Annotated in this window: 26 protein-coding genes; 15 read left to right on the top strand and 11 right to left on the bottom strand. The window is 67.1% G+C overall.

Annotated elements, in window-relative coordinates; genetic code table 11:
- Window positions 1-2: 2 nt before the first annotated feature.
- From O5O53_RS03800 to O5O53_RS03785, 4 genes are all read right to left on the bottom strand, one after another.
- A complete protein-coding gene (locus tag O5O53_RS03800; protein ID WP_269509188.1) occupies window positions 3-986 on the bottom strand; it encodes an ABC transporter permease in 984 nt (327 codons plus the stop codon).
- A 130-nt stretch (window positions 987-1,116) separates the two neighbouring features.
- Window positions 1,117-2,823, bottom strand: a complete 1,707-nt coding sequence (locus O5O53_RS03795) for an ABC transporter family substrate-binding protein (RefSeq protein WP_269509186.1) — start codon at window positions 2,821-2,823, stop codon at window positions 1,117-1,119.
- Window positions 2,824-3,197: 374 nt separating this feature from the next.
- The gene (locus tag O5O53_RS03790; RefSeq protein WP_269509184.1) at window positions 3,198-3,734 is read right to left on the bottom strand and encodes a ribonuclease FAU-1 family protein; all 537 of its coding nucleotides are present in this window, start codon (window positions 3,732-3,734) and stop codon (window positions 3,198-3,200) included.
- A gap of 3 nt (window positions 3,735-3,737) precedes the next feature.
- Window positions 3,738-4,409: an Rv1157c family protein gene (locus O5O53_RS03785; RefSeq protein ID WP_269509182.1), complete on the bottom strand. Its 672-nt coding sequence runs from the start codon at window positions 4,407-4,409 to the stop codon at window positions 3,738-3,740.
- Window positions 4,410-4,575: 166 nt separating this feature from the next.
- Here O5O53_RS03785 and typA point away from each other — a divergent pair, with 166 nt between their 5' ends.
- From typA to O5O53_RS03745, 8 genes are all read left to right on the top strand, one after another.
- Window positions 4,576-6,492, top strand: coding sequence for a translational GTPase TypA (gene typA, locus O5O53_RS03780; protein ID WP_269509180.1), 1,917 nt, complete (start codon window positions 4,576-4,578; stop codon window positions 6,490-6,492).
- An 11-nt stretch (window positions 6,493-6,503) separates the two neighbouring features.
- Window positions 6,504-8,186 carry an ABC transporter substrate-binding protein gene (locus O5O53_RS03775; protein WP_269509178.1) on the top strand — a complete coding sequence of 561 codons (1,683 nt, stop codon included), beginning with the start codon at window positions 6,504-6,506 and terminating at the stop codon, window positions 8,184-8,186.
- Complete coding sequence (mshB, locus tag O5O53_RS03770; RefSeq protein WP_269509176.1) at window positions 8,183-9,055, top strand: N-acetyl-1-D-myo-inositol-2-amino-2-deoxy-alpha-D-glucopyranoside deacetylase; 873 nt, start codon at window positions 8,183-8,185, stop codon at window positions 9,053-9,055. The genes O5O53_RS03775 and mshB overlap by 4 nt, the downstream gene beginning before the upstream one ends.
- Window positions 9,052-9,375, top strand: coding sequence for a hypothetical protein (locus O5O53_RS03765; RefSeq protein WP_269509174.1), 324 nt, complete (start codon window positions 9,052-9,054; stop codon window positions 9,373-9,375). Before mshB ends, O5O53_RS03765 begins: the two co-directional genes overlap by 4 nt.
- 13 nt (window positions 9,376-9,388) lie before the next feature.
- Window positions 9,389-9,712 carry a ferredoxin gene (gene fdxA / locus O5O53_RS03760; RefSeq protein WP_181192369.1) on the top strand — a complete coding sequence of 108 codons (324 nt, stop codon included), beginning with the start codon at window positions 9,389-9,391 and terminating at the stop codon, window positions 9,710-9,712.
- Window positions 9,713-9,716: 4 nt separating this feature from the next.
- Window positions 9,717-10,817: a succinyldiaminopimelate transaminase gene (gene dapC / locus O5O53_RS03755; protein WP_269509172.1), complete on the top strand. Its 1,101-nt coding sequence runs from the start codon at window positions 9,717-9,719 to the stop codon at window positions 10,815-10,817.
- 60 nt (window positions 10,818-10,877) lie between these two features.
- A complete protein-coding gene (locus O5O53_RS03750) occupies window positions 10,878-11,441 on the top strand; it encodes a GtrA family protein (protein WP_269509170.1) in 564 nt (187 codons plus the stop codon).
- Window positions 11,442-11,528: 87 nt separating this feature from the next.
- Window positions 11,529-12,617, top strand: coding sequence for an HNH endonuclease signature motif containing protein (locus tag O5O53_RS03745; RefSeq protein ID WP_269509168.1), 1,089 nt, complete (start codon window positions 11,529-11,531; stop codon window positions 12,615-12,617).
- Here the strand turns inward: O5O53_RS03745 and O5O53_RS03740 are convergent.
- From O5O53_RS03740 to O5O53_RS03720, 5 genes are read right to left on the bottom strand one after another with little or no spacing between them, the layout of a single operon-like run.
- Window positions 12,560-13,105, bottom strand: coding sequence for a GNAT family N-acetyltransferase (locus O5O53_RS03740; RefSeq protein ID WP_269509166.1), 546 nt, complete (start codon window positions 13,103-13,105; stop codon window positions 12,560-12,562). The two genes, O5O53_RS03745 and O5O53_RS03740, sit on opposite strands and share 58 nt — an antisense overlap.
- Window positions 13,095-14,069: a 2,3,4,5-tetrahydropyridine-2,6-dicarboxylate N-succinyltransferase gene (dapD, locus tag O5O53_RS03735; protein ID WP_269509164.1), complete on the bottom strand. Its 975-nt coding sequence runs from the start codon at window positions 14,067-14,069 to the stop codon at window positions 13,095-13,097. The genes O5O53_RS03740 and dapD overlap by 11 nt, the downstream gene beginning before the upstream one ends.
- Window positions 14,070-14,074: 5 nt before the next feature.
- Window positions 14,075-15,439: an amino acid permease gene (locus O5O53_RS03730; RefSeq protein WP_269509162.1), complete on the bottom strand. Its 1,365-nt coding sequence runs from the start codon at window positions 15,437-15,439 to the stop codon at window positions 14,075-14,077.
- Window positions 15,439-16,827 (bottom strand): amino acid permease, encoded by a 1,389-nt coding sequence (locus O5O53_RS03725; protein ID WP_269509160.1) that lies wholly within the window; start codon window positions 16,825-16,827, stop codon window positions 15,439-15,441. The genes O5O53_RS03730 and O5O53_RS03725 overlap by 1 nt, the downstream gene beginning before the upstream one ends.
- A 58-nt stretch (window positions 16,828-16,885) precedes the next feature.
- Window positions 16,886-17,818, bottom strand: coding sequence for a 2,3,4,5-tetrahydropyridine-2,6-dicarboxylate N-succinyltransferase (locus O5O53_RS03720; protein WP_269509158.1), 933 nt, complete (start codon window positions 17,816-17,818; stop codon window positions 16,886-16,888).
- Between the two features lie 29 nt (window positions 17,819-17,847).
- Between O5O53_RS03720 and dapE the strand changes: the two genes are divergently transcribed.
- Genes dapE through O5O53_RS03685 form a run of 7 tightly spaced genes read left to right on the top strand, consistent with a single transcriptional unit; the run spans window position 17,848 to window position 22,679 of the window.
- Window positions 17,848-18,939 carry a succinyl-diaminopimelate desuccinylase gene (dapE, locus tag O5O53_RS03715; protein ID WP_269509156.1) on the top strand — a complete coding sequence of 364 codons (1,092 nt, stop codon included), beginning with the start codon at window positions 17,848-17,850 and terminating at the stop codon, window positions 18,937-18,939.
- Window positions 18,940-18,942: 3 nt separating this feature from the next.
- Window positions 18,943-19,728 carry an LOG family protein gene (locus O5O53_RS03710; protein WP_269509154.1) on the top strand — a complete coding sequence of 262 codons (786 nt, stop codon included), beginning with the start codon at window positions 18,943-18,945 and terminating at the stop codon, window positions 19,726-19,728.
- Window positions 19,721-20,572, top strand: coding sequence for a dihydropteroate synthase (gene folP, locus O5O53_RS03705; RefSeq protein WP_269509152.1), 852 nt, complete (start codon window positions 19,721-19,723; stop codon window positions 20,570-20,572). Before O5O53_RS03710 ends, folP begins: the two co-directional genes overlap by 8 nt.
- Entirely contained in the window at window positions 20,569-21,285 is a 717-nt protein-coding gene (locus tag O5O53_RS03700; protein WP_269509150.1) for a glucosyl-3-phosphoglycerate synthase, read from the top strand. Before folP ends, O5O53_RS03700 begins: the two co-directional genes overlap by 4 nt.
- 10 nt (window positions 21,286-21,295) lie before the next feature.
- A complete protein-coding gene (locus O5O53_RS03695) occupies window positions 21,296-21,604 on the top strand; it encodes a cell division protein DivIVA (RefSeq protein WP_239355519.1) in 309 nt (102 codons plus the stop codon).
- A 14-nt stretch (window positions 21,605-21,618) separates the two neighbouring features.
- Entirely contained in the window at window positions 21,619-21,789 is a 171-nt protein-coding gene (locus O5O53_RS03690; RefSeq protein WP_070475087.1) for a DUF3117 domain-containing protein, read from the top strand.
- 26 nt (window positions 21,790-21,815) lie between these two features.
- A complete protein-coding gene (locus O5O53_RS03685; protein WP_269509148.1) occupies window positions 21,816-22,679 on the top strand; it encodes a class I SAM-dependent methyltransferase in 864 nt (287 codons plus the stop codon).
- Window positions 22,680-22,692: 13 nt separating this feature from the next.
- Here O5O53_RS03685 and O5O53_RS03680 read toward each other — a convergent pair whose 3' ends face one another.
- Together O5O53_RS03680 and glgA are read right to left on the bottom strand one after the other, a co-directional pair.
- Window positions 22,693-24,093, bottom strand: coding sequence for a GH32 C-terminal domain-containing protein (locus tag O5O53_RS03680; RefSeq protein WP_269509146.1), 1,401 nt, complete (start codon window positions 24,091-24,093; stop codon window positions 22,693-22,695).
- The gene (gene glgA / locus O5O53_RS03675; protein ID WP_269509144.1) at window positions 24,090-25,247 is read right to left on the bottom strand and encodes a glycogen synthase; all 1,158 of its coding nucleotides are present in this window, start codon (window positions 25,245-25,247) and stop codon (window positions 24,090-24,092) included. Before glgA ends, O5O53_RS03680 begins: the two co-directional genes overlap by 4 nt.
- Between the last annotated feature and the right edge of the window lie 14 nt (window positions 25,248-25,261).

Here is a 25,261-nt window from a genome sequence, read left to right as displayed (position 1 = left end):
CCTTAGCTCACGCGCACGCGCGGGTCGAGGGCGACGACGATCAGGTCGGCCAGGATGGCGGAGACGGCAGTCATGGCGGCGCCGAACGCAGCCACGACGACGACCCCGTGGACGTCGTTACGCGAAATTGTCTGGATGAAGTACTGGCCCATGCCCTGCCAGGCGAAGATGCGCTCGGTCATCACTGCACCGGTGAAAATGCCGGGCACAGAGAACGCCACCGAGGTCGCCACGGGGATCAGCGAGGTGCGCAGTGCGTGACGACGAACGGCCTGCGCCTTGGTCAGACCCTTCGCCCGAGCCGTGCGCACGTAGTCGGCGTTTAAGTTGTCCAGCAGCAGTGTGCGCTGCATGAAGTGGTAGCCGGCGTAGGAGATGATCAGCAGCGACAGCGTGGGCAGCACCAGGTGCTGGGCGTAGTCCAGCATCTTCGGGCCGAAGCCCTCGACGCCTGGGGTGGACGCGCCGGTGACGTAGAAGATGCGCTTGCCGGTCCATTCGTTGAGTTTCAGTCCGAGCCACACCACGGCGATGGACGCCACCACCACGTGGATGTTCATGGTGATGATGGAGATGCCCTGCCACATGCGGTCGGCGCGCTTGTACTGGCGCGACGCGGTGTACACGCCCAACGCGACACCGATGATGATGGACAGCAAGGTCGCACCCAGTGTCAGCTGGGCGGAGACCCAGATGCGGTAGGAGACCTGCTCGTTCACCGAGTCGCCGAGCGGGGACTTGCCCCAGTCCCAGCGTGTGAGAATGCCGGTGAGCCAGGTCCACCAGCGCTCGATGAGCGGGGTGTTCGGGCTCAAATTCAACGGCTCGAGCAGGGCGTCGATCTGATCTTCGGGCAAAGGTGGGCGGCGGCCGAAGTAGTTGGCTCGCGGGTCGAGGAAAAAGCTAGCGAGGAAGTAGGTCAGGTTGGTGGCCAAGAAAACGATCAGGCCCCAACTCAGTGTCTTCCTGAGCAGGTATCGAAACATGTGCGCTCTCAGTTCCGGTGTCAGCGGGTGTGCAGGAGGTTTTCGGCGATGCAAGTGCGGAAGCCCGCCCAGTGCTCACGCTGGGCGGGCTCACACTCATTGCGGGTGTTTCACCAGGTAGCAGGCGGGGTTACTTTGCCCAGCCCACGTTCTCGATCGGCAGGACTGCAAAGGACGCAGCGCCGTAGTTGGCAAGGCCCTTCTTCACGGCCACGATCTCGGGGCCGTTCGCGTACGGCATGATGCCGTACTGCTTCAGGGCTTCCTTCTCCAGCTCGTTGGCGCGCTTGATCTGCTCGTCCGCGTCCGGGATCTGCTGCAGCTCTTCGATCTGCTTGTCCATCTCCGGGGTGCCGGTGCCGGACTTGTTCAGCTCGGAGTCGGATGCGTAGATCTGGCCGAAGTACGCCACGCCGAACGGGTCGGAGGAGCTGAAGCCGGACATGAACAGGTCGAAGTCGCGCTCAGCGGTGACCTTGGAGAAGTCGGAGCTCGGGCGCTCCTCCACCTGGACGTCGATGCCGATGTTGCGCAGCATCGCCTGCAGGGCGGAGGTGGTGGCCTGCGCCATCGGGGAGTCGCCGAGGGTGACGTAGCGGATGGACAGCGGGTTCGCCTCGTCGTAGCCCGCCTCCTTCAGCAGTTCCTTGGCCTTCTCCGGGTCGTACTGGACAACCTCGCCGAAGTTGTCCTCGTAGCCGTCCTGAGTCTGGAAGAGGTTGAACGAGCCCGGCAGGTCCTCCTTGTAGCCGAGGCCCTGGAAGCGGATCGCGGCGAGTTGCTCGCGGTCCACGCCGCGCATGATCGCCTCGCGGACCTTGATGTCCTCCAGGCCCGGGGCAGTGGAGTTGATGGTCATGAGGAAGGTGGACGGACGCAGCGCGGTGCGGATCTCCACCGCATCGCCCATCTCCTTCGCAGTGGCCAGGCGGTCGCGGGTGCCAACGCCGGTGGCATCGAGCTCGCCTGCGCGGAAGGCGTTCAGGGATGCCTGGTCCTCCATCTGGCGGAAGGTGATCTTGTCCAGCTTCGGTTTCTCGCCCCACCACTTCTCGTTGGGTACGAAGGATGCGGTGCCGCCTTCGAAGTCGACGTTTTCCACCTTGAACGGGCCTGCGCCCCACTCGGGGTGGACCTGTTTGAGGTAGGCGTTCATGAAGGTGTCGGCATCCTTGACCTGCGGCGGAACCAAGGAATCGAAGAGGCCTTCCCACCACGGGTACGCCTGCTTAAAGGTGACCACGGCCTGCTTGTCGTCTGCGCCGCGCTCGACGGACTCGATCAGCTCGTAGCCGTCGGTGGAGTTGACCTGCACGTCCGGGTTGGTGCCGTTGTTGAACTTCCAGGTGTTCTCGTAGGCGGTCCAGTCGATCGGGGTGCCGTCGTTGTAGTTGGCCTCCGGGTTGATGGTGTAGGTCACCACGGTCTTGCCGTCGACGGTCTCGTCCTTGACATCGGTGAGGTACGCCGGGTTCGGGTGGTAGGTGCCGTCACCATCGAAGAGCGAAAGCTGCGGGTTGTACTTGGTCCACAGCGAGCGGGTGTACAGGTTCATGTTCGCGTGGAACAGGTTCTGCTGCTCGGCGATCTCGGTGATCGCGAGGGTGAGCTCGCCGCCGTCCTGGATCTGGTCGCGCTCGAGCGGGTTGTAGTCGCCCGCTGCGTTGACCTCGAGCTGTTCGCCGTTGTCACCGGACTTTTCGGCCTTGGTGTTTGCGGTGTCCTGGCCGCCACCTGCGGCTGTGCCCTCGGAGTTTCCGTCCGAGGAACAGGAGGCGAGGACGAGAGAAATGGAGGAGAGGCCGGCGAGGGCCGCGACACGGAGGCGTTTGCTCATGGTCAGTTCCTTTCGTAGGTCGTCCGTCCGCAGATTGCTTTGCGACGGTTGCCCAAGGCGGGCAATGGTGCCGGAGAAACTTCCGGCGGCCCCTGCACACGGTTCGTACAGCACCGTTCGGTAAACACGACGTGAATCAGGTTGAACACAACCTACCGCACGTGTAATACAGTTCACATTGATTTGGGAAAGTATTTTGCGTTTTATGCCCAGCTTGTCTCCAGCAAACTCGAATAGTTTGACAAAACGGCACTTCATGCCGGGCGTCACGTGCGAACAGCGAAAGCTGCCGGACTATAGAAAATGTGAATGATATTCACAGAACGCAAAAACCCCATCCACCGTGGCGGTGGATGGGGTGAACGCGAGGTGAATTAACCGACCGGAGTCAGCTCCACGTTCTCTGCCCACGTCAGTTCGATGCCCTGGGCGCGCAGCCACTCCATCGCGTCGTCGCCGTGCCGGGTGATGCCTTCGACGGCGGCCAGCGTGACGTCGATAGCCTTCTCCGCGTCCTCGGCGGTGATGTAGCCCGCAGACGTGGCGGCGGCGAGCTCGTCGATGTCCAGCACGTCGATCGGATTGCCGGTAAGTGACACGATGTCGACGTAGAGGTCGCGGGTGCGCCACACGTCGCCATCAACGTCGATGTCGGCGATATCGAAGTAGAAGTCATGCTCGTACCCGGCGCCTTCGCGCCAGTGGAAGATGTTTGCCCGCAGCCCAAGCTCCGGCAGCAGCCAGCTCTCCAGGTAGCCGAATTCCGGATGATCCGCACCGCGGCCCATATACAGGCCGAAGTCGGTGACGCGGAACGTGTCCACCTCGCGCAAAAAGCCCTTCGGGTCGGTGTTGATGTTCGCTGCGGTGTCGAACGTCTCCTGCTTCACGGGGTGCAGATCGGCGGCCATTGGTTACCTCACGTCTATAGATGCGGCGGTCGGTGCAAAGGGGCAGACCTTGTCGACGGTGCGCACACTCCCGTCGACCACTGCCAAGACCCGCCCGGAGCCCGTGTCCGCGGTCGCGGACAGGGTGGCTGGTCCTGTTGGGTTAATCCCGTTATTGCCCAACGGCGTTACGCCCGTGCGGAAATTGCCCAGGTTGATCCAGTACACCTTCATGCCGCCCTGTTCCTTCGCGGCCGCCGGGGTGCCCAGTGCGGTGAAGACGAAGGTGGTCTGGCCCGCCTTCGCGCCCGGGGCGGGGGATTGGGCGGGGCCGGGCACCGCGATCGCGGAGGCGGTGGAGTGTAGTCCCTTGCCGATGCAGTTGCCGGAGACTGTGGGCCAGTAGAACTGGGTGAACCGTGGGGCGTCGGCAGGCAGCGGCGGGCCGCCGATTTCGTCGCCGCCGGCGTAGAACTGCACCGCGGTGCGCAGCGCATTGCCCACTGCCTGCGGGACGTGAGGCTGGTCTGCGAACGCGTTCACGCGCGCGACCGTCTCAGGCGTGGGCCGGCCCAGCGGGTCGAGGAAAGAGGACTGCGCAGAAGCAGTTTGCTTAGCGACGCTTCCGGTCACCAACAAACCGGCAGCGCACACCGCCGCAACGACGGTCCTGGAGAGCGAAAGATAGTTGTGCACTCGCGCCACATTAGTCACATCCGTAACAACGTCAAGTGGAATTGTTAAATCGCTGTGGAAATCCTGCGCGCCCACAAGCTCCGTGGGGCAGGCGGGATAATGCGATTCAGCGCAGGCGGGAGTATCGTTTAGGCGTTATTTCCGCCAACGCAAAGGACCTATCTCTGTGTCGCACCCTGAATTTCGCAACGTAGCCATCGTCGCCCACGTCGACCACGGTAAAACCACCCTGGTCAACGCCATGCTGGAGCAGTCCGGCGTGTTCGGCGACCACGGCGAGCACGGCGACCGCGTGATGGACTCCGGCGAGCTCGAGTCCGAGCGCGGCATCACCATTCTGGCCAAGAACACCGCCATCCGTCGCGCCGGCAAGGGCAAGGACGGCGCGGACCTGGTCATCAACGTCATCGACACCCCGGGCCACGCCGACTTCGGCGGCGAGGTCGAGCGCGGCTTGTCCATGGTCGACGGCGTTGTTTTGCTTATCGACGCATCCGAAGGTCCGCTGCCGCAAACCCGCTTCGTCCTGGGCAAGGCACTCGAGGCGAAGAAGCCGGTCATCATCTGCGTGAACAAGACGGACCGCCCGGACGCCCGCATCGACGAGGTTGTCGAGGAGGCCCAGGACCTGCTCCTCGAGCTCGGCGCAGGCCTGGAGGACCCGGAGGCCGCCGAGGCCGCGGAGAACCTGCTCGAGCTGCCGGTGCTCTACACCTCCGGCCGCGCGGGCCGCGCCTCCCTGGAGAACCCGGGCAACGGCAACCTGCCGGACAACGAGGACCTGCAGCCGCTGTTCGACGTCATCTACGACGTGCTGCCGGAGCCGTCCGCCGAGATCGACGCGCCATTCCAGGCGCAGGTGACCAACCTGGACTCCTCCTCCTTCCTCGGCCGCATCGCGCTGATCCGCGTGTACAAGGGCGCCGTGAAGAAGGGCCAGAATGTCGCCTGGGTCCACTACGACTCTGAGGGCAACCAGCAGGTCAAGAACGTCAAGGTCGCCGAGCTTCTGGTCACCGAGGGCCTGGACCGCGTCCCGGCCACCGGCGACGTGGTCGCAGGCGACATCGCCGCCATCTCCGGCGTCGAGGACATCATGATCGGCGACACCCTCTGCGACCCGGAGAACGTTGAGCCGCTGCCGCGCATCGTCATCGACGACCCCGCGATCTCCATGACCATCGGCGTGAACACTTCCCCGATGGCCGGCCGCAACGGCGGCGACAAGCTCACCGCCCGCATGGTCAAGGCCCGCCTGGACCAAGAGCTGATCGGCAACGTTTCCATCAAGGTGCTGCCCACCGACCGCCCGGACGCGTGGGAGGTGCAGGGCCGCGGCGAGATGGCCCTGACCGTGCTCATCGAAACCATGCGCCGCGAGGGCTTCGAACTGACCGTGGGCAAGCCTCAGGTGGTGACCAAGGAAGTCGACGGCAAGACCTACGAGCCGTACGACCACATGATCATCGACGTCCCGTCCGAGCACCAGGGCGCCGTCACCCAGCTGATGGCCAACCGCAAGGGCCAGATGACCTCGATGTCCAACACCGGCTCCGGCGACTGGGTGCGCATGGAGTTCGACGTGCCGTCGCGAGGCCTGATCGGCTTCCGCACCACCTTCCTCACCGAGACCCGCGGCGCCGGCATCGCCAACTCCTACTCCATCGAGCACCGCCCGTGGGCCGGCGAGATCAAGGGCCGCCCGACCGGCTCCCTGGTCGCCGACCGCTCCGGCCAGGTCACTGCCTACGCCCTGCAGCAGCTGGCAGACCGCGGCGACTTCTTCGTCGAGCCCGGCGCGGAAACCTACGAGGGCATGGTCGTCGGCGCGAACTCCCGCGACGAAGACATGGACATCAACATCACCAAGGAAAAGAAGCTGACCAACATGCGCTCCGCCACCGCGGACGCCACGGTCACGCTGCAGAAGGCCCGCACCCTCTCCCTGGACGAGGCCATCGAGTTCTGCGACGACGACGAGTGCGTCGAGGTCGCCCCCGAGGCGATGCGCGTGCGCAAGATCATCCTCAACGCCACCGAGCGCGGCCGCGCCCGCTCCCGCGCGAAGCAGAAGAACAGCTAGCCTGTTCTTCCATGCACCCAAGTAGAACGCGCCGCCCAGCCACCCGTGCTGCGGCGGCGCTTTCTGTGCTCTGCCTTACGGCGTCGTGCGCGGCCAACCCGGGCCCGCCGCCGCTGGTGGAGCCGGAGGACCGCCCCGATGCCGCTTCAGAGCACGACGCCGACAGCAACGGCGCCGACAACGCCGACGCCGAAGAACAAGACACCGGCCAAGAGCCGGCCAACGGCCGCCCGCAGGCCCAAATCGGCATCGACCAGGTGCGCGCGGGGTTCAACCCGCACTTGGTCGGCGACGAATCCGCCGTGGTGCGCGGCATCGCAGACCTTGTGCTGCCCAGCGCGTTCCAGGCGGACGGCACGAAGGACCCGAACCTGCTTGTCGGGGCGTCGGTGCTGCCGACATCGCCGGACGCGTTCACGGTGCGCTACGTCATCTCGCCGAACGCGCAGTGGTCCGACGGCACCCCGATCACCGGCTCGGACTTCGCCTACCTGTGGCGCGGAATGACACAAACCGCCGGTGTGGTGGACCCGGCCGCGTACCGCGCGGTGTCCAACGTGCGCGTCAGCGGGCCCGGCGGGAAGGTCGTGGACGTGGATTTCGCGCAGCCGGTGGGGGACTGGCGGGTGCTGTTCCGCCACCTGTTGCCGTCGCACTTGCTTGCCGCGGACGCCGCCGATTTTGCCTACGCGTTGCGCAACACCGTCCCGGCGTCAGCGGGCCGTTACCTGGTGCGCAGCGTGGACCGGGCGCACGGCACCGTCACGCTGAACCGCAATGACAGGTTCTGGGGCCCGGACCCGGCGCCGATCGACATCCTCACCCTCGCCGCGGCGCGCGACACCACCCAGGTGGCGGATCAGCTGCGCAGCGGCCAGCTCGCGTTCGTGGACATGGTGCCGCAGGACACCACCGCGGATGTGCTCGGGCTGATCCCGGACGTGGACACCCGCACGTTCCCGGGCGACCGCACCTTGGGCGTCACACTGTCCGCCACCAGCGGGCTTTCGGCGCAGGCGCGCGCCGAGGTGCGTTCGCTTATCGACGTCCCCCTGCTCGCCCACATCGCCGCCCGCCGCAGCACCAACGTGGATGCCTCGGCACCGACCGAGCCCGGTTCGCTGGCGCTGCTGCACGCCCTCGCCGCCGACGGCAAGGTGCTGCGCGTCGCCGCGGACGCGGCTGACCCGGCGGCCACCGCGGCTGCGCGTTCGCTGGTGGACCTGCTGGACAACGTCGGTGTGCCCGCCCGCATCGTGGCCAACGAGCTGCCCGCCATCGCCGCGCGCAGCCTGCCAGCGGGCGAGGTGGACATCGTGGTGCATTGGCGCAACGACGGCGATTCCGCAGACGCCCCCGCGAACATACTGGCCAGCCGCATCGCCTGCCCTGCAGAAACCGGCCGCGCCGGCAACCTCGCGGGCTTTTGCTCTGTCGCCGGCGACGAGCTGGCACGCGCCATCCTCGCCGGCGACATCCCGCCAGAAACAGCGGCCGAACGCGTCGCGGCGATTGAGCACCGGGAAGCGCTCTGGGTGCCCCTTCAGCGCGAAACCCGCCTCGCCGCCACCGCGGGCGGGGTGCGCGCGGCGGGCACGCAGCCGGGGCAGTGGCCCGGCGGGCTGTCGTCCGCGGGCGCGTGGACGCTGGCCGATACAGTGGGGCGGCGAACAAAAATACAGGAGGTTCCATGACCGATAGAGACCTTTCCGGCTACCGCGTTGTAGCCGTGCACGCCCACCCGGACGACGAGGCGATCACCACCGCCGGCGCGCTCGCAGACCTGTCGGCCCGCGGAGCGGACGTGCTGGTGGTCACCTGCACCCTCGGTGAGGAGGGTGAGGTCATCGGCGAGCCCTACCAGCACCTTGTCGCCGACGAGGCGGACCAGCTCGGCGGTTTCCGCATCCAGGAGCTGCAGCGCTCCCTCGCCGCAATCGGCGCGCGCGGGCAGTTCCTCGGCGGTGCCGGTTGCTTCCGCGACTCCGGCATGGCGGGCTCGCCGGCGAGTAAGAACCCGCGGGCGTTTGTGAATTCGGGAGACGTGGCCGTCGAGAAGCTTGCTGCCATCTTCGAAGCAGAAAGGCCGCACCTGGTGCTCACCTACGGCCCCGACGGCGGCTACGGCCACCCGGACCACATCCGCGCCCACGAGATCACCCACGCCGCCGCCGAGCGCGTGCACGTCCCGCGCATTATGTGGGCGGTGCGCCTCGCCGAGGAGACCGCCGCGCTCATGCCCGCCGAGGCGCCCGAGGGCTGGCGCCTGCCCGACGACGGCGAGCTCGACGGCGTGGAATCCTCCGACGTCCGCGTCGAGCTCAACGACGCCTCCTACAGTGCCAAAGTCGAGGCGATGCGCGCCCACGCCACCCAGCTGTGGATCGCGGACGGGCGCACCACCGACGTCAACCCCCACGCCGCGCTCGCCGCCGGCCCGGTGGTCTACTACGCGCTGTCGAACCTGATCATCCAGCCGATCCAGCGCGTCGAGCACTACCAGCTGGGCGCGGGGCTTCCGCTTGACGACGGAGCTTCGCTGCTCTCCGGGATTGCGCGATGACACAACCCGCAGTGCGCGACGACTTCTCCCGGGGCGAGGCGATCGCCGGGCTGGTGTGGCTCAGCGTCGGCGCGCTCGTCTCGCTCGTGTTGGAGGTGGTCTACCTCAACTGGATCTGGGCGGTTGTCGCGCTGTCGTTCAACGCGGTGCTGACGAAAACGGCGCGACTGTGGTCGGAAACGTGGGCGCTCGCGCCGCTGGGCGTGTGGGGATGCGCGTTTTTCATTTCACTGGCCGTACTCCCGCCAACCGGCTGGTCGTTGATGCTATTCGTTGCCGGCATAGTGGGTGGCGTTTGGCCCATGATTCAACGGAAGTGACATACTGTTTGCTATGACTTACGTGATTGCTCAACCGTGCGTCGACATCATGGACCGCAGCTGCGTTGAAGAATGCCCCGTTGATTGCATCTACGAGGGCAAGCGCATGCTCTACATCCACCCCGACGAGTGCGTCGACTGCGGCGCCTGTGAACCTGCATGCCCGGTCGAGGCCATCTTCTACGAGGACGACACCCCCGACGAGTGGAGCGAATACTACGACGTCAACGTCGGCTTCTTCGACGAGCTCGGCTCCCCGGGCGGCGCCGCCAAGACCGGCCCGCAGGACTACGACCACCCGTTCGTGGCCGCCCTGCCGCCACAGAACCAGGACTAAACCGTTGGCTCGCACTCCACTCAGATCGCGGCTGCCGGACTTTCCCTGGGACACCATCGCGGACGTGCGCGAGCGCGCCGCCGCGCACGAAGGCGGGCTGATCGACCTGTCCGTCGGCGGGCCCGTCGACCCGGTCGCCCCGTCGATCCAGCTCGCGCTGACCGAGGCCGCCGCCGCACCCGGCTACCCGCAGACCGCAGGCACGCCCGAGCTGCGCGCCACGATCGTCTCTTCGCTTGAGCGCCGCTTCGGCATCGCCGGGCTGAACGAGCGCTCCGTGCTGCCCGTGATCGGCCTGAAGGAGGCCGTGGCGTGGCTGCCCACGCTGCTCGGCCTGCGCGGCGCGAAGGTGGTCATCCCTGAGGTCGCGTACCCCACCTACGAGGTCGGCGCGCTCATGGCCGACTGCGAGGTCGTGCGTTGCGAGGACCCCGCGGCCGCCCCACGCGACGCCGCCTTGGTGTTCGTCAATTCCCCGTCGAACCCGACCGGGGCAGTGGCGTCCGCGGACGAGCTGCGCGCCTGGGTGGAGTTCTCCCGCGACACCGGCGCGATCATCGCCTCCGACGAGTGCTACCTCTACCTCGGCTGGTCCGCCGAGCCGGTGTCCATTCTGCACCCGTCCGTCACCGACGGCGACAACACTGGGCTGCTCGCGCTGCACTCGCTGTCGAAGACATCCAACCTGGCGTCGTATCGCGCCGGCACCATCTCCGGCGACGAGGCGCTCGTGCAGGAGCTGCTGCTCGTGCGCAAGCACTCCGGCCTCATCGTGCCCGGCCCCATCCAGGCCGCCATGGTCGCAGCCCTCGGCGACGACATGCACGAGGAAATGCAACGCTCCACCTACGCCATGCGCCGCGTCGAACTCATGAAGGCGCTGCCTGAAGCGGGCTTTACTATCGACGACTCTGATGCCGGGTTGTACCTTTGGTGCCGTCGAGAAGCAATGAGCTCCCGCGAAACGCTTGACTGGCTCGCAGACCGCGGCATCCTCGCAGCCCCCGGACACTTCTACGGGCCGGCCGGCGCGAACCACGTGCGTATCTCGCTGACCGCCACCGACGAGCGCATCGCCGAAGCCGCCAAGCGCCTGGTTTCTTAACTTCGACCTCCCAGGACTACACTTACGTAAGTTTTGCGTACTTTTACGAGGAGGTTGTCCGTGACGCACGAGCACGCCGTTGCACCAGCCGGCGGGAGCACCGCGGTGCGATTCGTTGCCGGGCTGCGCCAATTCCTGCGCTTCGGCATCGTCGGCGGCTCCGGCGTGCTGGTGAACTTCGTCGTGTTCTACCTGGCCAACAAGGCCTTGGAAAACGGCCTTGACCTTCACGCCAACGACGTGGTCATGCAACTCGGTGCCACACGGTGGAACGTTCGCTGGTACCACGTCCTGTCCACGCTCGCGTTCCTGCTGGCGAACACCTGGAACTATCAGCTCAACCGGTCCTGGACTTTCCGCGGGGTGCACGCGCGCACCTGGCTGCGCGGCTTCTTCCCGTTCTTGGCTACCGGCGCGCTCGCGTTCGCCGTGTCGCTGACGTGCATGACGCTTTTGATGAACCCCACCACGCCGATTGGGCTGCCGGACCACATCTTCGACGACTCCTCCGGACTGCGCACCAAGTCCTACTGGGCGCAAGCCATCTCGACGTTCATCGCCATGCCGGTGAACTTCATCATCAACAAATTCTGGACCTTCGGAAAGCCAAAATCTGCCGTCTAGCTGGGGATTGTGAAATTCTCAGGAAAAGTTATCCACATTTTCGCCCGGGTCTAGATTTGGGGCTTGCGCGACCATAGCTTGTGTGCCATGACACCATTCCAAGAGTTTCTGAACACACAACCGACCATCCGCGTGCTTGAAGGCTTTGACAAGCGCGCCGCCATCGCCGCCGGCGTGATACCGAACCTGGCCAGCAAGTGGGAAGCGATCCACAAGGTCTACTTCGGGCCCACACGGTGGACCAAACACCAACGCCTCGCCCGCAAGGCCGCCGAAGCGTTCCCGCTGAGCCAGCTGGTCTACATCGAAGACCGGTTAAAGAAGATCCCCAACGAAGCCGAGCGGTGGCGCGTGCGCCGCAAGCTGCTGGAAAAGCTCACCACCCACCGCGAGCTGAAAGCCAAGGCCGACAGGCTGATTCTCAAGCCGGCACGGACAAAGCCGAAACTGCAGGTCAGGTTTGGACGGTCCGTGCATGGCAGGCGCTCGATCCAGATCACTGCCGACGAGCACGACGCCGCCGACATCGAGGCCTACCTGCGCGAGGACCTCGACCCGACCAAGCCGCCGGGGCCGCAGATGCTGCGAAGATTCCTCGATCTAGTACGGGGATGCGGCGGAGGCCTACCTTTCGCCGTTCGCCGCCCGATTGTGGTGGTGGGGCTGGACCAGCACGTGCAGATCCTCTCCGGCGACGGAGACGACGTGATCCTCGGACTCACCGACGGCACCACCATCACCGGCGCCGAATACCTAGCATCGGAGCCCGAGCTCGCAGAGGTAGCGCTGTTTCACCCGACCGAAGGCGCGCTGAACCTGTACCAGACGCAGCGCTACGCCAACGACAAGCAGCGCGACCTCGCCCGGTTGACGCTGACGGTGTGCCCGTGGCCGGGCTGCCGCCATGGCTCCGACTCCTGCGAGATCCACCACATGCAGTCGTGGGCCGAGGGAGGGGAGACGAACATGGCCAACCTCGTGCCGGTGTGCCGCTACCACAACCAGATCAACCACGACATCGCCTCGCACGCCAACCGCCGCGGCAGCGTGAAACGCGTCAAGGGGACCCCAACGTGGGTCTCACCGAACGGGATCCCCGCTGCGAACCGGTACCACCCCTACGGGGCGATGGAGGTGCTGTTTGGCTCTGGTTCCTCAGGGGCGCGGAGGACGTAGCGGGCCAGCGTGTCCTCCTGGCCGCGCAGGCGCACTGGGTCGGGGAGAAGGCAGTCGTAGGTGAATCCCGCCTTCTCGGCGGCGCGGCGCGAGGCGGCGTTGTCCACTGCGATGTGGAGCTCCAGATGCTTCACACCGCGGGAAAATGCTCGGGCGGCGACAAGACGCTGCGCCCGGGTGGTCAGCCCCCGACCCCGGGCCCACGGTGCGGTGCTGTAGCCCAACACGCCGCCGGGGCGCAGCTCGATGCTTCCGGCGTAGCGGCCGTCAACCACATACGCCCACCGCTCAACGCCCTCCGGCACAGCGGCGAGGAAATCGTCGGCGTGCGCACCGGTGTAGGGGTGCGGCACGGTGGTCCAGCGCACCATCGCAGGGTCGTTGCTGGTGGCCACAATGTCGGCGCGCACCCCCGGCAATGAATCGACGTCGCTCCAGGGCAGCAGCGTCAACTCCGCGTCGCGGAGGAGGGGCACGTTAGTTGGCATGCAGCGCTTCGTTGAGCTCGATGCCCTTCGCGGGCACAGCCTCGACGGAGCCGGTGACGGAGTTGCGGCGGAACTGCAGACCGTTCGCGCCGGAGAGCTCGAGCGCCTTCACCGTGGCGCCAGCGTCCTTGCCCAGAGCTTCGGCCACCGGCGCGGTGAGCACGACCTTGGTGCCGGCGGTGACGTAGAGGCCGGCTTCGACGATGCAGTCGTCGCCGAGCGAAATGCCCACGCCGGCGTTCGCGCCGAGCAGGCAGCGCTCGCCAAGCGAGATGACTTCCTTGCCGCCGCCGGACAGGGTGCCCATGATGGAGGCGCCGCCGCCGATGTCGGTGCCGTCGCCGACGACAACGCCTGCGGAGATGCGACCCTCAACCATGGAGGCGCCGAGCGTGCCGGCGTTGAAGTTCACAAAGCCCTCGTGCATGACGGTGGTGCCTTCGGCGAGGTGGGCGCCCAGGCGGATGCGGTCAGCGTCGCCGATGCGCACGCCGGACGGGACGACGTAGTCGACCATGCGCGGGAACTTGTCCACGGAGAACACCACGACGGGGCCCTTGGCGGCGAGGCGGCCGCGGGTCATCTGGAAATCGGAGACGGCGCAGGGGCCGTAGTTGGTCCACACCACGTTGGACAGCAATCCGAACACGCCGTCCATGTTCGCGCCGTGGGGGCGGATCAGACGGTGCGACAACAAGTGCAGGCGCAGGTAGACGTCGTACGCATCGACGGCCGGCTCGGCCAGGTCCTTGATCGCGGTTTCCACGGCCACGCGTGCCACGCCGCGCGCCTCGTCCGGGCCGACGAGCTCTTCGAAGCGGGCGTCGGGCTCTGCCAATCGACGCGTCCCGGTCTCCTCAACCGGCTCATCTACTAACGGTGCGGGGTACCAGACGTCAAGGACGGTGCCGTCGTGGGTGATGGTGGCGACGCCGCGCGCAATCGCGGAAGTTGCGGAATTCATGCCAGTCACCTTACGGCACCCCGGTTGCGGGTGAGGAAGGACATGGCGACCAGGCCCAGGGAGAGGATTGTGACGCTGATGACCTGGGAGCGCGAAGCATCGTCGAAAAGCATGAGCACCGTCAGCCCCAAAAGCGCCGCCAGGGTCACCCACGGCACCCACGACGCGCCGCGCACACGCACCGCGGAAGAACGGATGCGCGGGTGGAGTTTGATGAAGCTCAGGGTGATCATGATCCAGGTGACGATAAGGCAACCGCCGGTGGCGGACATGATGAAGTCGATCATCCCCGGCGGGTTCCACCACTGCAGGCCCACGGCCACGAACGCGAAGAACACGGAGACGAGCACGGAGTTGCGCGGCACACCGGCGGCGTTGGTGCGCGCCATCCACGCCGGCGCGTCGCCTTCGAGCGCCTGCTGGTAGCCCAGCCGCGAGGTGCCGTAGATCTGCGCGTTGAACGCGGACAAAAGCGCGAGGACGATCACGACCTCCATGAGCCCGGCTGCGCCCGGGATGTTCGCCATTTCCAAAACGGCCGTGAACGGCGAGTCGGCGGCGGAGTCTGCGCCGTCGATGGCGGCGTACGGCAGCAGCAGGATGATCACGGTTACTGAGCCGATGTAGAACAGTGCGATGCGCCAAATAATCGAGTTGACGGCGCGCTTGACGTTGTCGGAGGGATTCTCGGATTCGGCGGCGGCGATGGTGACCACCTCAATGCCGCCGAACGCGAACGCCACCGCGAGCAGCCCGGCCGCGATGCCGGCGATGCCGTTGGGGGCGAAGCCGGATTCGCGCACGTGCTCGAAGCCGACGAAGTCGCTGGCGGGCAGCACCCCGGCCCACAGCAGCACGCCGATGACCAAGAAGCCCAGGATGACGGCGATTTTGATCATGGCGAACCAGTACTCGAACTCGCCGAAGCCCTTGACCTGCGCGAGGTTCACGGCGGTGAGCACCACCACGACGATGAGCCCGGGCACCCATTGCGGCACGCCGAACCAGCCGGCCATCATGGCGGAGGCGCCGGTGAGTTCGGCGCCGCACGCCATGATGAGCAGGAAGTAGTAGATCCAGCCGAGCAAAAACCCGGCCCAGTGGCCGAACGCCATGCGCCCGTAGGTGGCAAAGGAGCCGGAGGAGGGGTGCGCGGCGGCCATTTCGCCGAGCATGCGCATCACGGCGATGACGATCAGCCCGGCAATCGCGTACGCGATAAGGATCGCGGGCCCGGCGGCGCGAATACCCACGCCGACGCCGAGGAACAGCCCGGCGCCCACGGCGGTGCCGAGCCCCATGAGGGTGAGGTGGCGCGATTTCAGGCCGGAGCCGAGATCGCCATTGCTTGTCGACGTTCCTCCGGCCATCACACGGCCCCCTTCTTGTGCACGTTTTGGTGGATCGCGCCGGCGATCGCGATGACGCCGACGACGACGGTGACGGCGAGCATCTGGAAGCGCCCGTCAGGGTCGGCGAGCATCAGCGCGATGACGCCTGCGGCGAGCGCGATCATGACCCACGGAAGGACGTTCGGTGCCCACATGCGTACCTCGGTGATCTCACCGGTGGCGACGAGCTTCGGGTGCAGGCGCACGAACGACAGGGCGACGACGATCCACAGCACGATCAGGCAGCCGCCGACCGCGTTGAGCAAAAACGCAAGCAGCCCTGGCGGGTTCCAGTACTGCAGGGCCACGGCGGCGAAACCGAAAGCGACGGAGACGACCACGGCGCGCATGGGCACGCCGCGGGCGTCGGTGCGGGCGAAGGAGGCGGGGGCGTCGCCGCGTACAGCGAGGTTCTGCAGAAAGCGCGAGGAGCCGTAGATCTGCGTATTGCAGGCGGACAGCAGCGCCACCACGATGACGGCTTCCATGATGCCGACTGCGCCCGGGATGTTGGCCAGCTCAAGCACGGCGGTGAACGGGGAATCGGCGGCGGAGTCGGCCCCGCCGATCTCGTCGAAAGGCAAAAGCAGCACGATCAGCAGCACGGAGCCGATGTAGAACACGGAGATGCGCCAGATGATGGAGCGGATGGCGGAGTGCACGCCCGCCTGCGGGTCCTCGGATTCGGCGGCGGCGACGGTGACCAGCTCGATGCCGCCGAACGCGAACGCCACGGCCAGCAGCGCGGTGGCCACGCCGGACCAGCCGTTGGGCATGAAGCCGACTTCGCTGACGTTGCTCAAGCCCACGAATCCGCCGGCGGGCAGCAGCCCGAGCCACAGCGCGACGCCGATGATCAAGAACGCGACGATGACGGCGACCTTGATCAGGGCGAACCAGAACTCGAACTCGCCGAAGTTCTTTACGGCGGAGAAGTTGACCACGGTAAACGCCACGATGGCAACCAGCGCCGGGATCCACGGCGAGATGCCGAACCAGGCGGCGACGATGGCGGAGGCGCCGGTGATTTCCACGGCCATGATCATGATCATCATGAACCAGTACAGCCAGCCGATGGTGTACCCGGCCCACGGGCCGAACGCCTGGGCGGCGTAGGTGGAAAAGGTGCCGGAGGACGGGCGCGCGGCGACCATCTCGGCGAGCATCTGCATGAAGCAGACGGTGATGAATCCGGCGATGACGTACGCGATCAGCACGGCCGGCCCGGCGGCTGCGATACCCACGCCGGTGCCCAGAAACAGGCCGGCGCCGATGGCGGAGCCGAGGCCCATCATGGTCAGGTGGCGCGTCTTCAGTCCGCGAGCGAGCGCGGTGGATTCCGCGACGGGGGAAACTGGTGTCGACATGACGAACACCTTAAACGCAAGCTATTGCACCAACGGCATTATATTCCGCATTTTTGCGCTAATCGACGCCTAAAGTGCGCCGCCGCACCACCGGCGAGGTGGAAAACGGCTCGTGCTCGATACGCAGGTCGTCGCGCTCCGCGATAGTGCGCGCGGGCACCTGCGCGCCGGCTTCGACGTCGAAGACCATGGTGTCCGGTTCGAGCATCACGCCGACGCCGATTTCGCACCGGTCGCCCAAGTCCACCCCGATCACACCGGCGGACGGGTGTAGCCGGCAGTCCCGCCCGACCCGCATCGGCGCGCGCTCGTGCTCGCTCACCCTTGACGCCATCAGCGCCGACGACAGCGACAGGTCGGTCCCGCCGCCGACCACCACAGACGACGACAAACGCCCCTCCAGCCGCGCCGGCCCCAGCGTGCCGGCGTTGTAGGACACGTAGCCTTCGCGCATCACGGACGTCCCCTCGGCCAGATACGCCCCCAGCCGCACGCGCTCGGCCTCGGCGATGGTCACCCCGGACGGCACGACGTAGTCGACCATGCGCGGCAGCCGGTCGATGCCGTAGACGTGAATCAGCCCGCGCGCTCGCAGGTTTGTGCGCACGGTTTCGAAGTTGTCCGCCAAACACGGGCCTTTGTTGGTCCACACCACCGGCTGCAACAGGTCCAGTGCGCCGTCCATGTTGATCGTCAGCGGCTCGACCATGCGGTGCGACAGGAGGTGCAGGCGCAAAAACACGTCGTGCGCGTCGATGGGTGGTGCGTCTAAGTCCGCGATGACGGTGCGCACCGGCACGAGTTCCACCAGCCGGTCGTGGTCTGCGCCAATAAGTTTCAGAAACTTCGGGCTGAGTTCGTGGGCGCTGACGCGGTGGGTGCCGGAGGTGCCGTCGATAGGCAGTAGCTCCGGCGACGGGAACCAGGTGTCCAGCACGGTGCCGTTCATGGCGATGTTGGCGATTCCGACGGCGCGCGCTCCTTGAGACATGGCTGCGAGTCTAAACGTAGGATCGCCGTGTGACTTCCTTAGATCTCTTCGCCGACCCAATTGCACTTTCTGCGGCGCTCGTGGACATCGAGTCGCCCTCGCACCATGAGGAGGCGATCGCGGACGCCGTCGAAGGCGCGCTGCGCGGCCTCGAGCACGCGGAGGTTGCGCGTTTCGGTAACACGGTTGTGGCGCGCACGAACTTCGGGCTGGGCTCAAGGGTGGTCCTGGCCGGGCACATCGACACCGTCCCGCTCGCGGACAACACCCCGCACAAGCTTCTCGACGGCACCCTGCACGGCTGCGGGTCCGTCGACATGAAATCCGGCATGGCCTGCTACCTGGCAGCCTTCGCGCGCCTGGCCGAGCCGGGCAAATCCGACCACGACCTGACCGTGATCGCCTATGAGGGCGAGGAGGTCGCGCAGGAGTACAACGGTCTGCACCACCTGGAGCGCGACCACCCGGAGTGGCTCGAGGGCGACATCGCGCTGCTCGGCGAGCCGTCCGGCGGCATCATCGAGGCCGGCTGCCAGGGCTCCATCCGCGTGTTCGTGGACGCGGCAGGCACCCGCGCGCACTCCGCCCGCAGTTGGCTCGGCCACAACGCCGCGCACGATCTGGCCGGGGTGCTCACGCGCATCGCCGCCTACGAACCGCGCGCGGTGGAGATCGACGGCTGCGAGTACCGCGAGGGCCTCAACGTGGTGGGCCTGGAGGGTTTCGTGGCCACCAACACCATCCCGGACCACGCGCGGCTGATCGTGAACTTCCGCTACGCGCCGGACCGCTCCGTCGAGGAGGCGAAGGCGCACCTTGAGGAAGCACTTTCGCTTGAAGACGAGCTCACGCTGACCTACGACGACATCTCCCCGGCCGCCCTTCCCGGCCTGGGCGACCCCGTGGCCGCGGGCCTGGTCAAGGCTGTGGGCGGGAACTTCCGCGCGAAGTTCGGATGGACGGACGTGGCGCGCTTTTCTAGCCTGGGAGTTCCCGCGGTCAACTTCGGCCCCGGCGACCCTGGTTTTGCCCACAAGAAGGACGAGCAGTGCCCGACGGACCAGATCACGCAGGTTTTCGAGCAGCTGCTGTCGTATTTGAGCGTCAACGAAAGCGAGTAGTCAATGGCCCCGCTGAACATTCCCCGCCCGGAGCGCGACCGGAAGTTGCGCGGCCCGATTGCGCTGCGCGGTTCGGACCACCAGGCGTCCACGTTCGACCAGCGCCTGCTTGAGGCATTCGGGCACGCGGACAGCCAGTGGCGCCACGAGGACCCGTGGCGCGTGATGCGCATCCAGAGCGAGTTCGTCGCGGGCTTCGACGCGCTTTCGGAGATGCCGAAGGCCGTCACCGTGTTCGGCTCGGCCCGACTGGGGGAGGGCACGGAGGAGTACCGGCTGTCGTACGACGTGGGCCGGGCGCTGGTGGAGGCCGGCTACGCGGTGATCACCGGCGGCGGCCCGGGTCTGATGGAGGGCCCGAACCGCGGCGCGCACAACGCCGACGGCCTGTCGGTGGGCCTGGGCATCGAGCTGCCGTTCGAGCAGGGCTTGAACGACTGGGTGGATCTGGGCCTGAACTTCCGCTATTTCTTCGCCCGCAAGACCATGTTTTTGAAGTATTCACAGGCGTTTATCGCGCTGCCGGGCGGCTTCGGCACGATGGACGAGGTCTTCGAGGTGCTGTGCATGGTGCAAACGGGCAAGGTGACCAACTTCCCAATCGTGCTGATCGGCACCGAGTTCTGGTCGGGGCTGGTGTCGTGGATCGAGGACCAGCTGCTGGGCCGCGGTCTGATCTCGCCGGGCGACGAGAAGCTTTTCCTGGTCACCGACTCGGTCGACGAGGCGGTGGCGCACATCGTGGAGAAGCACAAGGTGATGACGGATCAGCGCCTCAAGGATGAGTAAGCCGCTCGCCGAAGTGATGGCGATTGTCAACCGCACGCCCGACTCGTTCTACGACAAGGGCGCGACGTTCGCCTCCGAGAAAGCACTTTTGCGTATCGACGGCGCCGTGTCCGCCGGGGCCGGCATCATCGACATCGGCGGCGTCAAGGCCGGGCCGGGCGACGACGTGTCCGTGGCCGAGGAGATCGACCGCGTCGTGCCGCTGATCGCGGCCGCGCGCGGGCGCCACCCGGACGTGACGTTGAGCGTGGACACGTGGCGTGCGCCGGTGGCCGAGGCCGCGATCGAAGCCGGCGCGGACCTGATCAACGACACGTGGGCCGGCTTCGACCCGGAGCTGGTGGAGGTCGCCGGGCAGCACCGGGTGGGCTACGTCTGCTCTCACACCGGCGGGATCACCCCGCGCACGCGCCCGCACCGGGTGCATTACGACGACGTGGTCGCCGACGTCATCGCCGAGACCACCGCGCTGGCCGAGCGGGCCGCGTCGCTAGGCGTGCCGGAGGAGCGCATCTTCATCGACCCGACCCACGACTTCGGCAAGAACACCTACCACGGCCTGGAGCTTCTGCGCCGTGTGGACGAGCTGGTGGCCACCGGCTGGCCGGTGCTGATGGCGCTGTCGAACAAGGACTTTGTCGGCGAGACGCTAAACCGCGGCCTCAACGGCGCGGACATCACCGAGCGCGTCCCCGGCACCCTCGCCGCGACTGCGTGGGCGGCCGCGCGCGGGGTGGCGGCCTTCCGCGTGCACGAAGTCGAGGCCACCCTCGACGTGATCCGCATGACCGCCGCCATCCAGGGCGGGATGGCCCCGCTCCACACAGTCCGGGGGCTCGCGTGAGCGTCAGCGTGGTCATCCCGGCGTTGAATGAGGAGGCGACGGTGGCGGGAGTCGTCGAGAAGTGTCTCGCATCGAGCGCCGACGAGGTGCTGGTGATCGACCCGGACTCCACCGACGCCACCGCCACACTCGCGGCGGAGGCGGGCGCGCGGGTGGTGCCGTGGCGCGAGGTGGACCCCCGCGAGCCGTGGGAGGGCAAAGGCGAGGCGCTGTGGCGCGGGGTGAAGGCGGCCGCCGGCGACGTCGTGGTCTTCGTGGACGCGGACGTGACCTCGCTCGAGCCGTGGTGGGTCGACGCGCTCGCCGAACCGTTGCGCGACGACAGCATCCACCTGGTCAAGGCCTCCTACGAGCGCGCCCGCGCCGGCGGCCGCGTCACCGAACTGACCGCGAAGCCACTGCTGCGCGCGCTGTTCCCGCAGCTCGCCCACATCCGCCAGCCGCTCGCCGGCGAGTACGCCATCCGTCGCTCGACCGCCCTTCGTCTCCCGTTCGTCGCCGGCTACGGCGTCGAGGCGGGCCTGCTTATCGACGTCGCCTCCGCCCACGCACCCGCCTCCATCGCTGAAGTGGAGCTGAGCCCCCGCGAGCACCGCAACCGCCCGCTGACGCAGCTCGGACCGATGGCGGACGTGGTCTCCCGCACGATCCTGGCGCGCGCCGGGGTGGGCGAAATCCAGGTCCGCGAGCGCCCCGCCTGGGTTGCCGGTTAAACTAGCCGTCATGCTTTCCTGGATCGTGCTAATCCTCATCCTCGCGCTGCTGAGCATCATCGGCGTGCGCGTGTTCGCATCCGTCTTCGGCCGCGGCGAGGCGCAGCCGCCGATGCCGCCGACCGCCGACGTCAAGGAGGCCAACCGCCGCGCCGTGGAGGAGGGCAACTTCGGCGACATCCAGCTCGAGGTGGTGCACCGCGGCTACCGCATGGATCAGGTGGATGCGCTGCTGGAGCAGTTGGCCGGCGGCAACCTTGGGCCCGTCGAGAGGCAGGATGCTCAGGTAGAATCGGCTGCGTCAACTATCGCGAAGTAAAGGAGCGTAGACGAATGGCAGCAATGAAGCCGCGTACCGGCAGTGGCCCGATGGAAGCGGTGGAGGAGTCCCGCAAGATCGTGATGCGTATCCCGTCCGACGGCGGCGGCCGCCTCGTGGTGGAGCTGTCCAAGGAGGAGGCCGGCGAGCTCGGCCGACTGCTCACGGAGGCCGCAGAAGCCTAACGCGCCGAACGCGGTAGTATCGCCACATGCTCAACGACATTGTGGACGTGCTCGCCGACCCGGCAGACCTCACCCCGCTTCGGGGCGAAGACGAATTTTCGCGTCTCGTCTCCGAAACGGGGCATTCTTATGACGTGGCCAAGCAGGGCTACGTCACCCTCGCCGCCGGCAAGGGCATCGGGCACGAGGGTGACTCGCTGGAGATGGTCACCTCCCGCGAGACGTTTTTGTCCAACGGCCACTTCGCGCCGTTCGTGGAGGCAGTCTCCGACGCGCTCGCCGACGTTGTGGAGCGCGCCGCCGGCGACGCCGAGAACCCGGTGGTCATGGAGGCCGGCGCCGGCACCGGCTACTACCTGGCGCACACCCTGGACCTGATCGAAGGTGCGCGCGGCGTCGGCCTGGACGTGTCCGTGCCGGCCGCGAAGCACCTGGCCAAGGCGCACCCGCGACTGGGCGCTGTGGTGGCGGACGTGTGGGAGCAGCTGCCCATCCGCACCGGTTCGGTGCACGCTTTGTCGGTGGTGTTCGCGCCGCGTAACCCGGCCGAGTTCGCGCGCGTGCTTGTGGACGGCGGCGAGGCCGTCATGCTCGTCGCCGACCAGGGCCACCTGGATGAGTTGCGCGAGCCGCTGGGCATCCTCGGCGTAGAGGAGGGCAAGGTCGAGCGCCTCATCGCCCAGTCCGAGGGCCACCTGGTCCCCGCGGCGGAGCCCGAGCTCATCGAGTTCCCGATGCTGCTGGAGCGCGACGCCATCGCCGCCCAGGTGGGCATGAGCCCGTCCGCGCGCCACCTGGATAAGGACACGCTTCAGGCCCGCCTTGCGGAGCTGCCGGAGCAGATGAAAGTCACCGCTCGCGCGCAGCTGATCCGCATGCGCAAGGCCTAAGCTTCACGACGGCCTAGCGCACGTAGCCGCGGCGCCACTCGGAGTGGATCTCCGCGCCGTCGTGGGCGCGGGTGCGGATGCCGGAGCAGCCGCCGTCGAGCCACACGCGCGAGGACATGACCACGCTGCCGCCGCCGGCGTAGACCTCGATGGTGGAGCCGTCGACGATGACGGTGATGTTGTCCTCGTCCTCGTCGTTAAGCGCGGCGGTGGCGGGGGAGCCATCGAGGCGGTCAAGGGTGATCTGGTCGCCGGAGTGGGTGATCACCACGCCTGGCTCGCCGTCGCCGTCGAGGACTTCCACGACGACGGAGGAGCCCGGCGCGACCTCGCACAGCCCGGCCCACATGCGGGCGCGGTCGGTGCTGTCCACCGCGTCCGGCAACCCTGGGGCTGGCACCTGGTAGAGGCGGCCGCCCTGCAGGGTGATGCGGCGCGGCAGGGTCAGGGCGTTGGCCCAGCCTTCGGCGTCCCAGTTGAGTTCTTTGGTGGGGTCGCCGGCGCGGTCGGTGTTGGTCATGAACCCGTAGAGGTAGGCGCGCTCGTACAGCTTCGCGGTTTCAACCAGGTTGTAGGTGGTGTTGCGGGGGCGGGTGAAGTCATGGCCGTGGTCGACGATGGTGAACGGGGTGTCCACGCGGAAGGTGTGGCCGTGTAGTTCGCCGACGGCGTAGACGGCGGTGTCTTTGCCGTCGCGCTCGAGGGTGACAAACAACACGTCGCGGATTTGGCCGTCCACTTCGTCGCGCAGGCGCACGATGCGCGGGGCGACCAGGGAGGCGTCAAGGTCGAAGCCGATCTCGCCTTCGAATTCGAGGATGCCCTCGAGCGTCCAGTCGCGGCCGTCAGCGGACGTGAGGACGACGGGCTTCGGCGCGGTTTCGGGCCCGGAGACGGCGAGCATGAGCCAGCCGTCGTGGGCGTCGTCGCGGTCGGTGTCGGCGTCCCAGTCGGGCACGACGCAGGGGGAGCGGAAGTTGCTCACGCCGGCGACGTCTTCGACGACGGCGCCGAGGCGGGACGCGGCCGCGGAGACGTCCAGGTCGGTGTCCTCGTCGAGGTCGGAGCACAGCTCGTCGACGTGCGTCACGTGCGCGACCTGGATGGTGTTGCCGGCGGCGGTGGCGGAGGTGAAGTACAAATCCACGCCGTCGCCTGCGGGGGAGACGCTGCCTGCGCGGACGGCGATTTCGCCGCCGACGGGAACGATGACGTCGTTGCAGTCCACCCAGCTAAACGGGTCTTCTTCGCTTTGCTGGTGGCCCCAGCGGCTGGGCGCGTCGGGGGTGGGGCGGTACTGGTAGAACATGTTCCAGACGCGCTCGGATGCGGCCCCGGTGCGGTAGATGCCGGCGGGGCCTTCGAGGATGCCGCGCTCGGCAGTGACGTGCAGTTCCGGACGGTAAACGGTCATCTGTTCAGCCCCTTGTAAATCTCTACGGTCTCTTGCGCGATGGTTGCCCAGGAAAAGTCGGTTTTGGCCCGCTTGAGCCCGGCCGCGCCCATCGCGGCGGCGCGCTCGCTATCGCCTGCGACGGCGTTGACGGCTTCGGCCAGGGCGGCCTCGAAGCCTGCGGTGTCGTTGGCATCGTAGTCCACCAGCACGCCGGTTTCGCCGTCCACGACGACCTCCGGGATGCCACCGACGCGCGAGGCTACCACGGTGGTTTCGCACGCCATCGCCTCGAGGTTCACAATGCCCAGCGGCTCGTAGATCGACGGGCACACGAACACGTCGGCAAGCGAGTACACCTCGCGCACCTTCTCCGCAGGCATCATTTCTTGGATCCAGAACACACCGTCGCGAGAGGCCTTGAGCTTCTCGACGAGCCCTTCGGTCTCCGCCGCAATCTCCTTGGTGTCCGGGGCCCCGGCGCACAGGATGAGCTGGATGTCCTCGTCGAAGGCTTGGGCGGCCTTGAGCAGGTGGGCCACACCCTTTTGGCGGGTGATGCGCCCGACGAAGGCCACGACGGGTTTGTCCGGGTCCACGCCCAGCTCCTCGGCGATGGTGCCGGAGTCGGGGTACCACTTCTGCGGGTCGATGCCGTTTAAGACGGTGTGGACTTTAGAAGCGTCGATACGCGGGTAGGCCCGCAGGACTGCCTCCTTCATGCCGGCGGAAACCGCGATGACCGCATCGGCGTACTCGAAGGCGTTCTTCTCCGACCAGGAGGAGACGTTGTAGCCGCCGCCGAGCTGCTCGCGCTTCCAGGGGCGGTCCGGCTCCAGGGAGTGGGCGGTGACCACGTGGGGGATCTCGTGCAGCTGGCCGGCCAGGTGCCCGCCGAGGCCCGCGTACCAGGTGTGGGAGTGCACCACGTCCAGCCCGGCGGCGGCGTCCGCCATGCGCAGGCCGGTGGACAGTGTCTTGATTGCCCCGTTGGCGTCCTCCAACGCGGGGTCGACGCCGTGGACATAAACGCCTTCCGCGTCGCGGGGTGCGCCCATGCAGTGCACGTCCACGTCGACGATGTCGCGCATGAAGCGCGTCAGCTCGGTGACGTGGACGCCGGCGCCGCCGTAGACCTCCGGCGGGTATTCGCGGGTGAACATTCCGACTTTCATGACCGCCGAGCCTA

This window comes from Corynebacterium faecium, from assembly GCF_027257105.1.
Taxonomy (GTDB): Bacteria; Actinomycetota; Actinomycetes; order Mycobacteriales; family Mycobacteriaceae; genus Corynebacterium; species Corynebacterium lehmanniae.
This window is presented reverse-complemented; position numbering and strand designations above follow the sequence as displayed.

Excerpts from the sequence above, each read along its gene's own strand:
- O5O53_RS03800 (WP_269509188.1), bottom strand. The coding sequence starts at position 986 with ATGTTTCGATACCTGCTCAGGAAGACACTGAGTTGGGGCCTGATCGTT.
- O5O53_RS03795 (WP_269509186.1), bottom strand. The coding sequence starts at position 2,823 with ATGAGCAAACGCCTCCGTGTCGCGGCCCTCGCCGGCCTCTCCTCCATT.
- O5O53_RS03790 (WP_269509184.1), bottom strand. The coding sequence starts at position 3,734 with ATGGCCGCCGATCTGCACCCCGTGAAGCAGGAGACGTTCGACACCGCA.
- O5O53_RS03775 (WP_269509178.1), top strand. The coding sequence starts at position 6,504 with ATGCACCCAAGTAGAACGCGCCGCCCAGCCACCCGTGCTGCGGCGGCG.
- mshB (WP_269509176.1), top strand. The coding sequence starts at position 8,183 with ATGACCGATAGAGACCTTTCCGGCTACCGCGTTGTAGCCGTGCACGCC.
- O5O53_RS03765 (WP_269509174.1), top strand. The coding sequence starts at position 9,052 with ATGACACAACCCGCAGTGCGCGACGACTTCTCCCGGGGCGAGGCGATC.
- fdxA (WP_181192369.1), top strand. The coding sequence starts at position 9,389 with ATGACTTACGTGATTGCTCAACCGTGCGTCGACATCATGGACCGCAGC.
- O5O53_RS03745 (WP_269509168.1), top strand. The coding sequence starts at position 11,529 with ATGACACCATTCCAAGAGTTTCTGAACACACAACCGACCATCCGCGTG.
- O5O53_RS03740 (WP_269509166.1), bottom strand. The coding sequence starts at position 13,105 with ATGCCAACTAACGTGCCCCTCCTCCGCGACGCGGAGTTGACGCTGCTG.
- dapD (WP_269509164.1), bottom strand. The coding sequence starts at position 14,069 with ATGAATTCCGCAACTTCCGCGATTGCGCGCGGCGTCGCCACCATCACC.
- O5O53_RS03730 (WP_269509162.1), bottom strand. The coding sequence starts at position 15,439 with ATGGCCGGAGGAACGTCGACAAGCAATGGCGATCTCGGCTCCGGCCTG.
- O5O53_RS03725 (WP_269509160.1), bottom strand. The coding sequence starts at position 16,827 with ATGTCGACACCAGTTTCCCCCGTCGCGGAATCCACCGCGCTCGCTCGC.
- O5O53_RS03720 (WP_269509158.1), bottom strand. The coding sequence starts at position 17,818 with ATGTCTCAAGGAGCGCGCGCCGTCGGAATCGCCAACATCGCCATGAAC.
- O5O53_RS03710 (WP_269509154.1), top strand. The coding sequence starts at position 18,943 with ATGGCCCCGCTGAACATTCCCCGCCCGGAGCGCGACCGGAAGTTGCGC.
- folP (WP_269509152.1), top strand. The coding sequence starts at position 19,721 with ATGAGTAAGCCGCTCGCCGAAGTGATGGCGATTGTCAACCGCACGCCC.
- O5O53_RS03695 (WP_239355519.1), top strand. The coding sequence starts at position 21,296 with ATGCTTTCCTGGATCGTGCTAATCCTCATCCTCGCGCTGCTGAGCATC.
- O5O53_RS03690 (WP_070475087.1), top strand. The coding sequence starts at position 21,619 with ATGGCAGCAATGAAGCCGCGTACCGGCAGTGGCCCGATGGAAGCGGTG.
- O5O53_RS03685 (WP_269509148.1), top strand. The coding sequence starts at position 21,816 with ATGCTCAACGACATTGTGGACGTGCTCGCCGACCCGGCAGACCTCACC.
- O5O53_RS03680 (WP_269509146.1), bottom strand. The coding sequence starts at position 24,093 with ATGACCGTTTACCGTCCGGAACTGCACGTCACTGCCGAGCGCGGCATC.
- glgA (WP_269509144.1), bottom strand. The coding sequence starts at position 25,247 with ATGAAAGTCGGAATGTTCACCCGCGAATACCCGCCGGAGGTCTACGGC.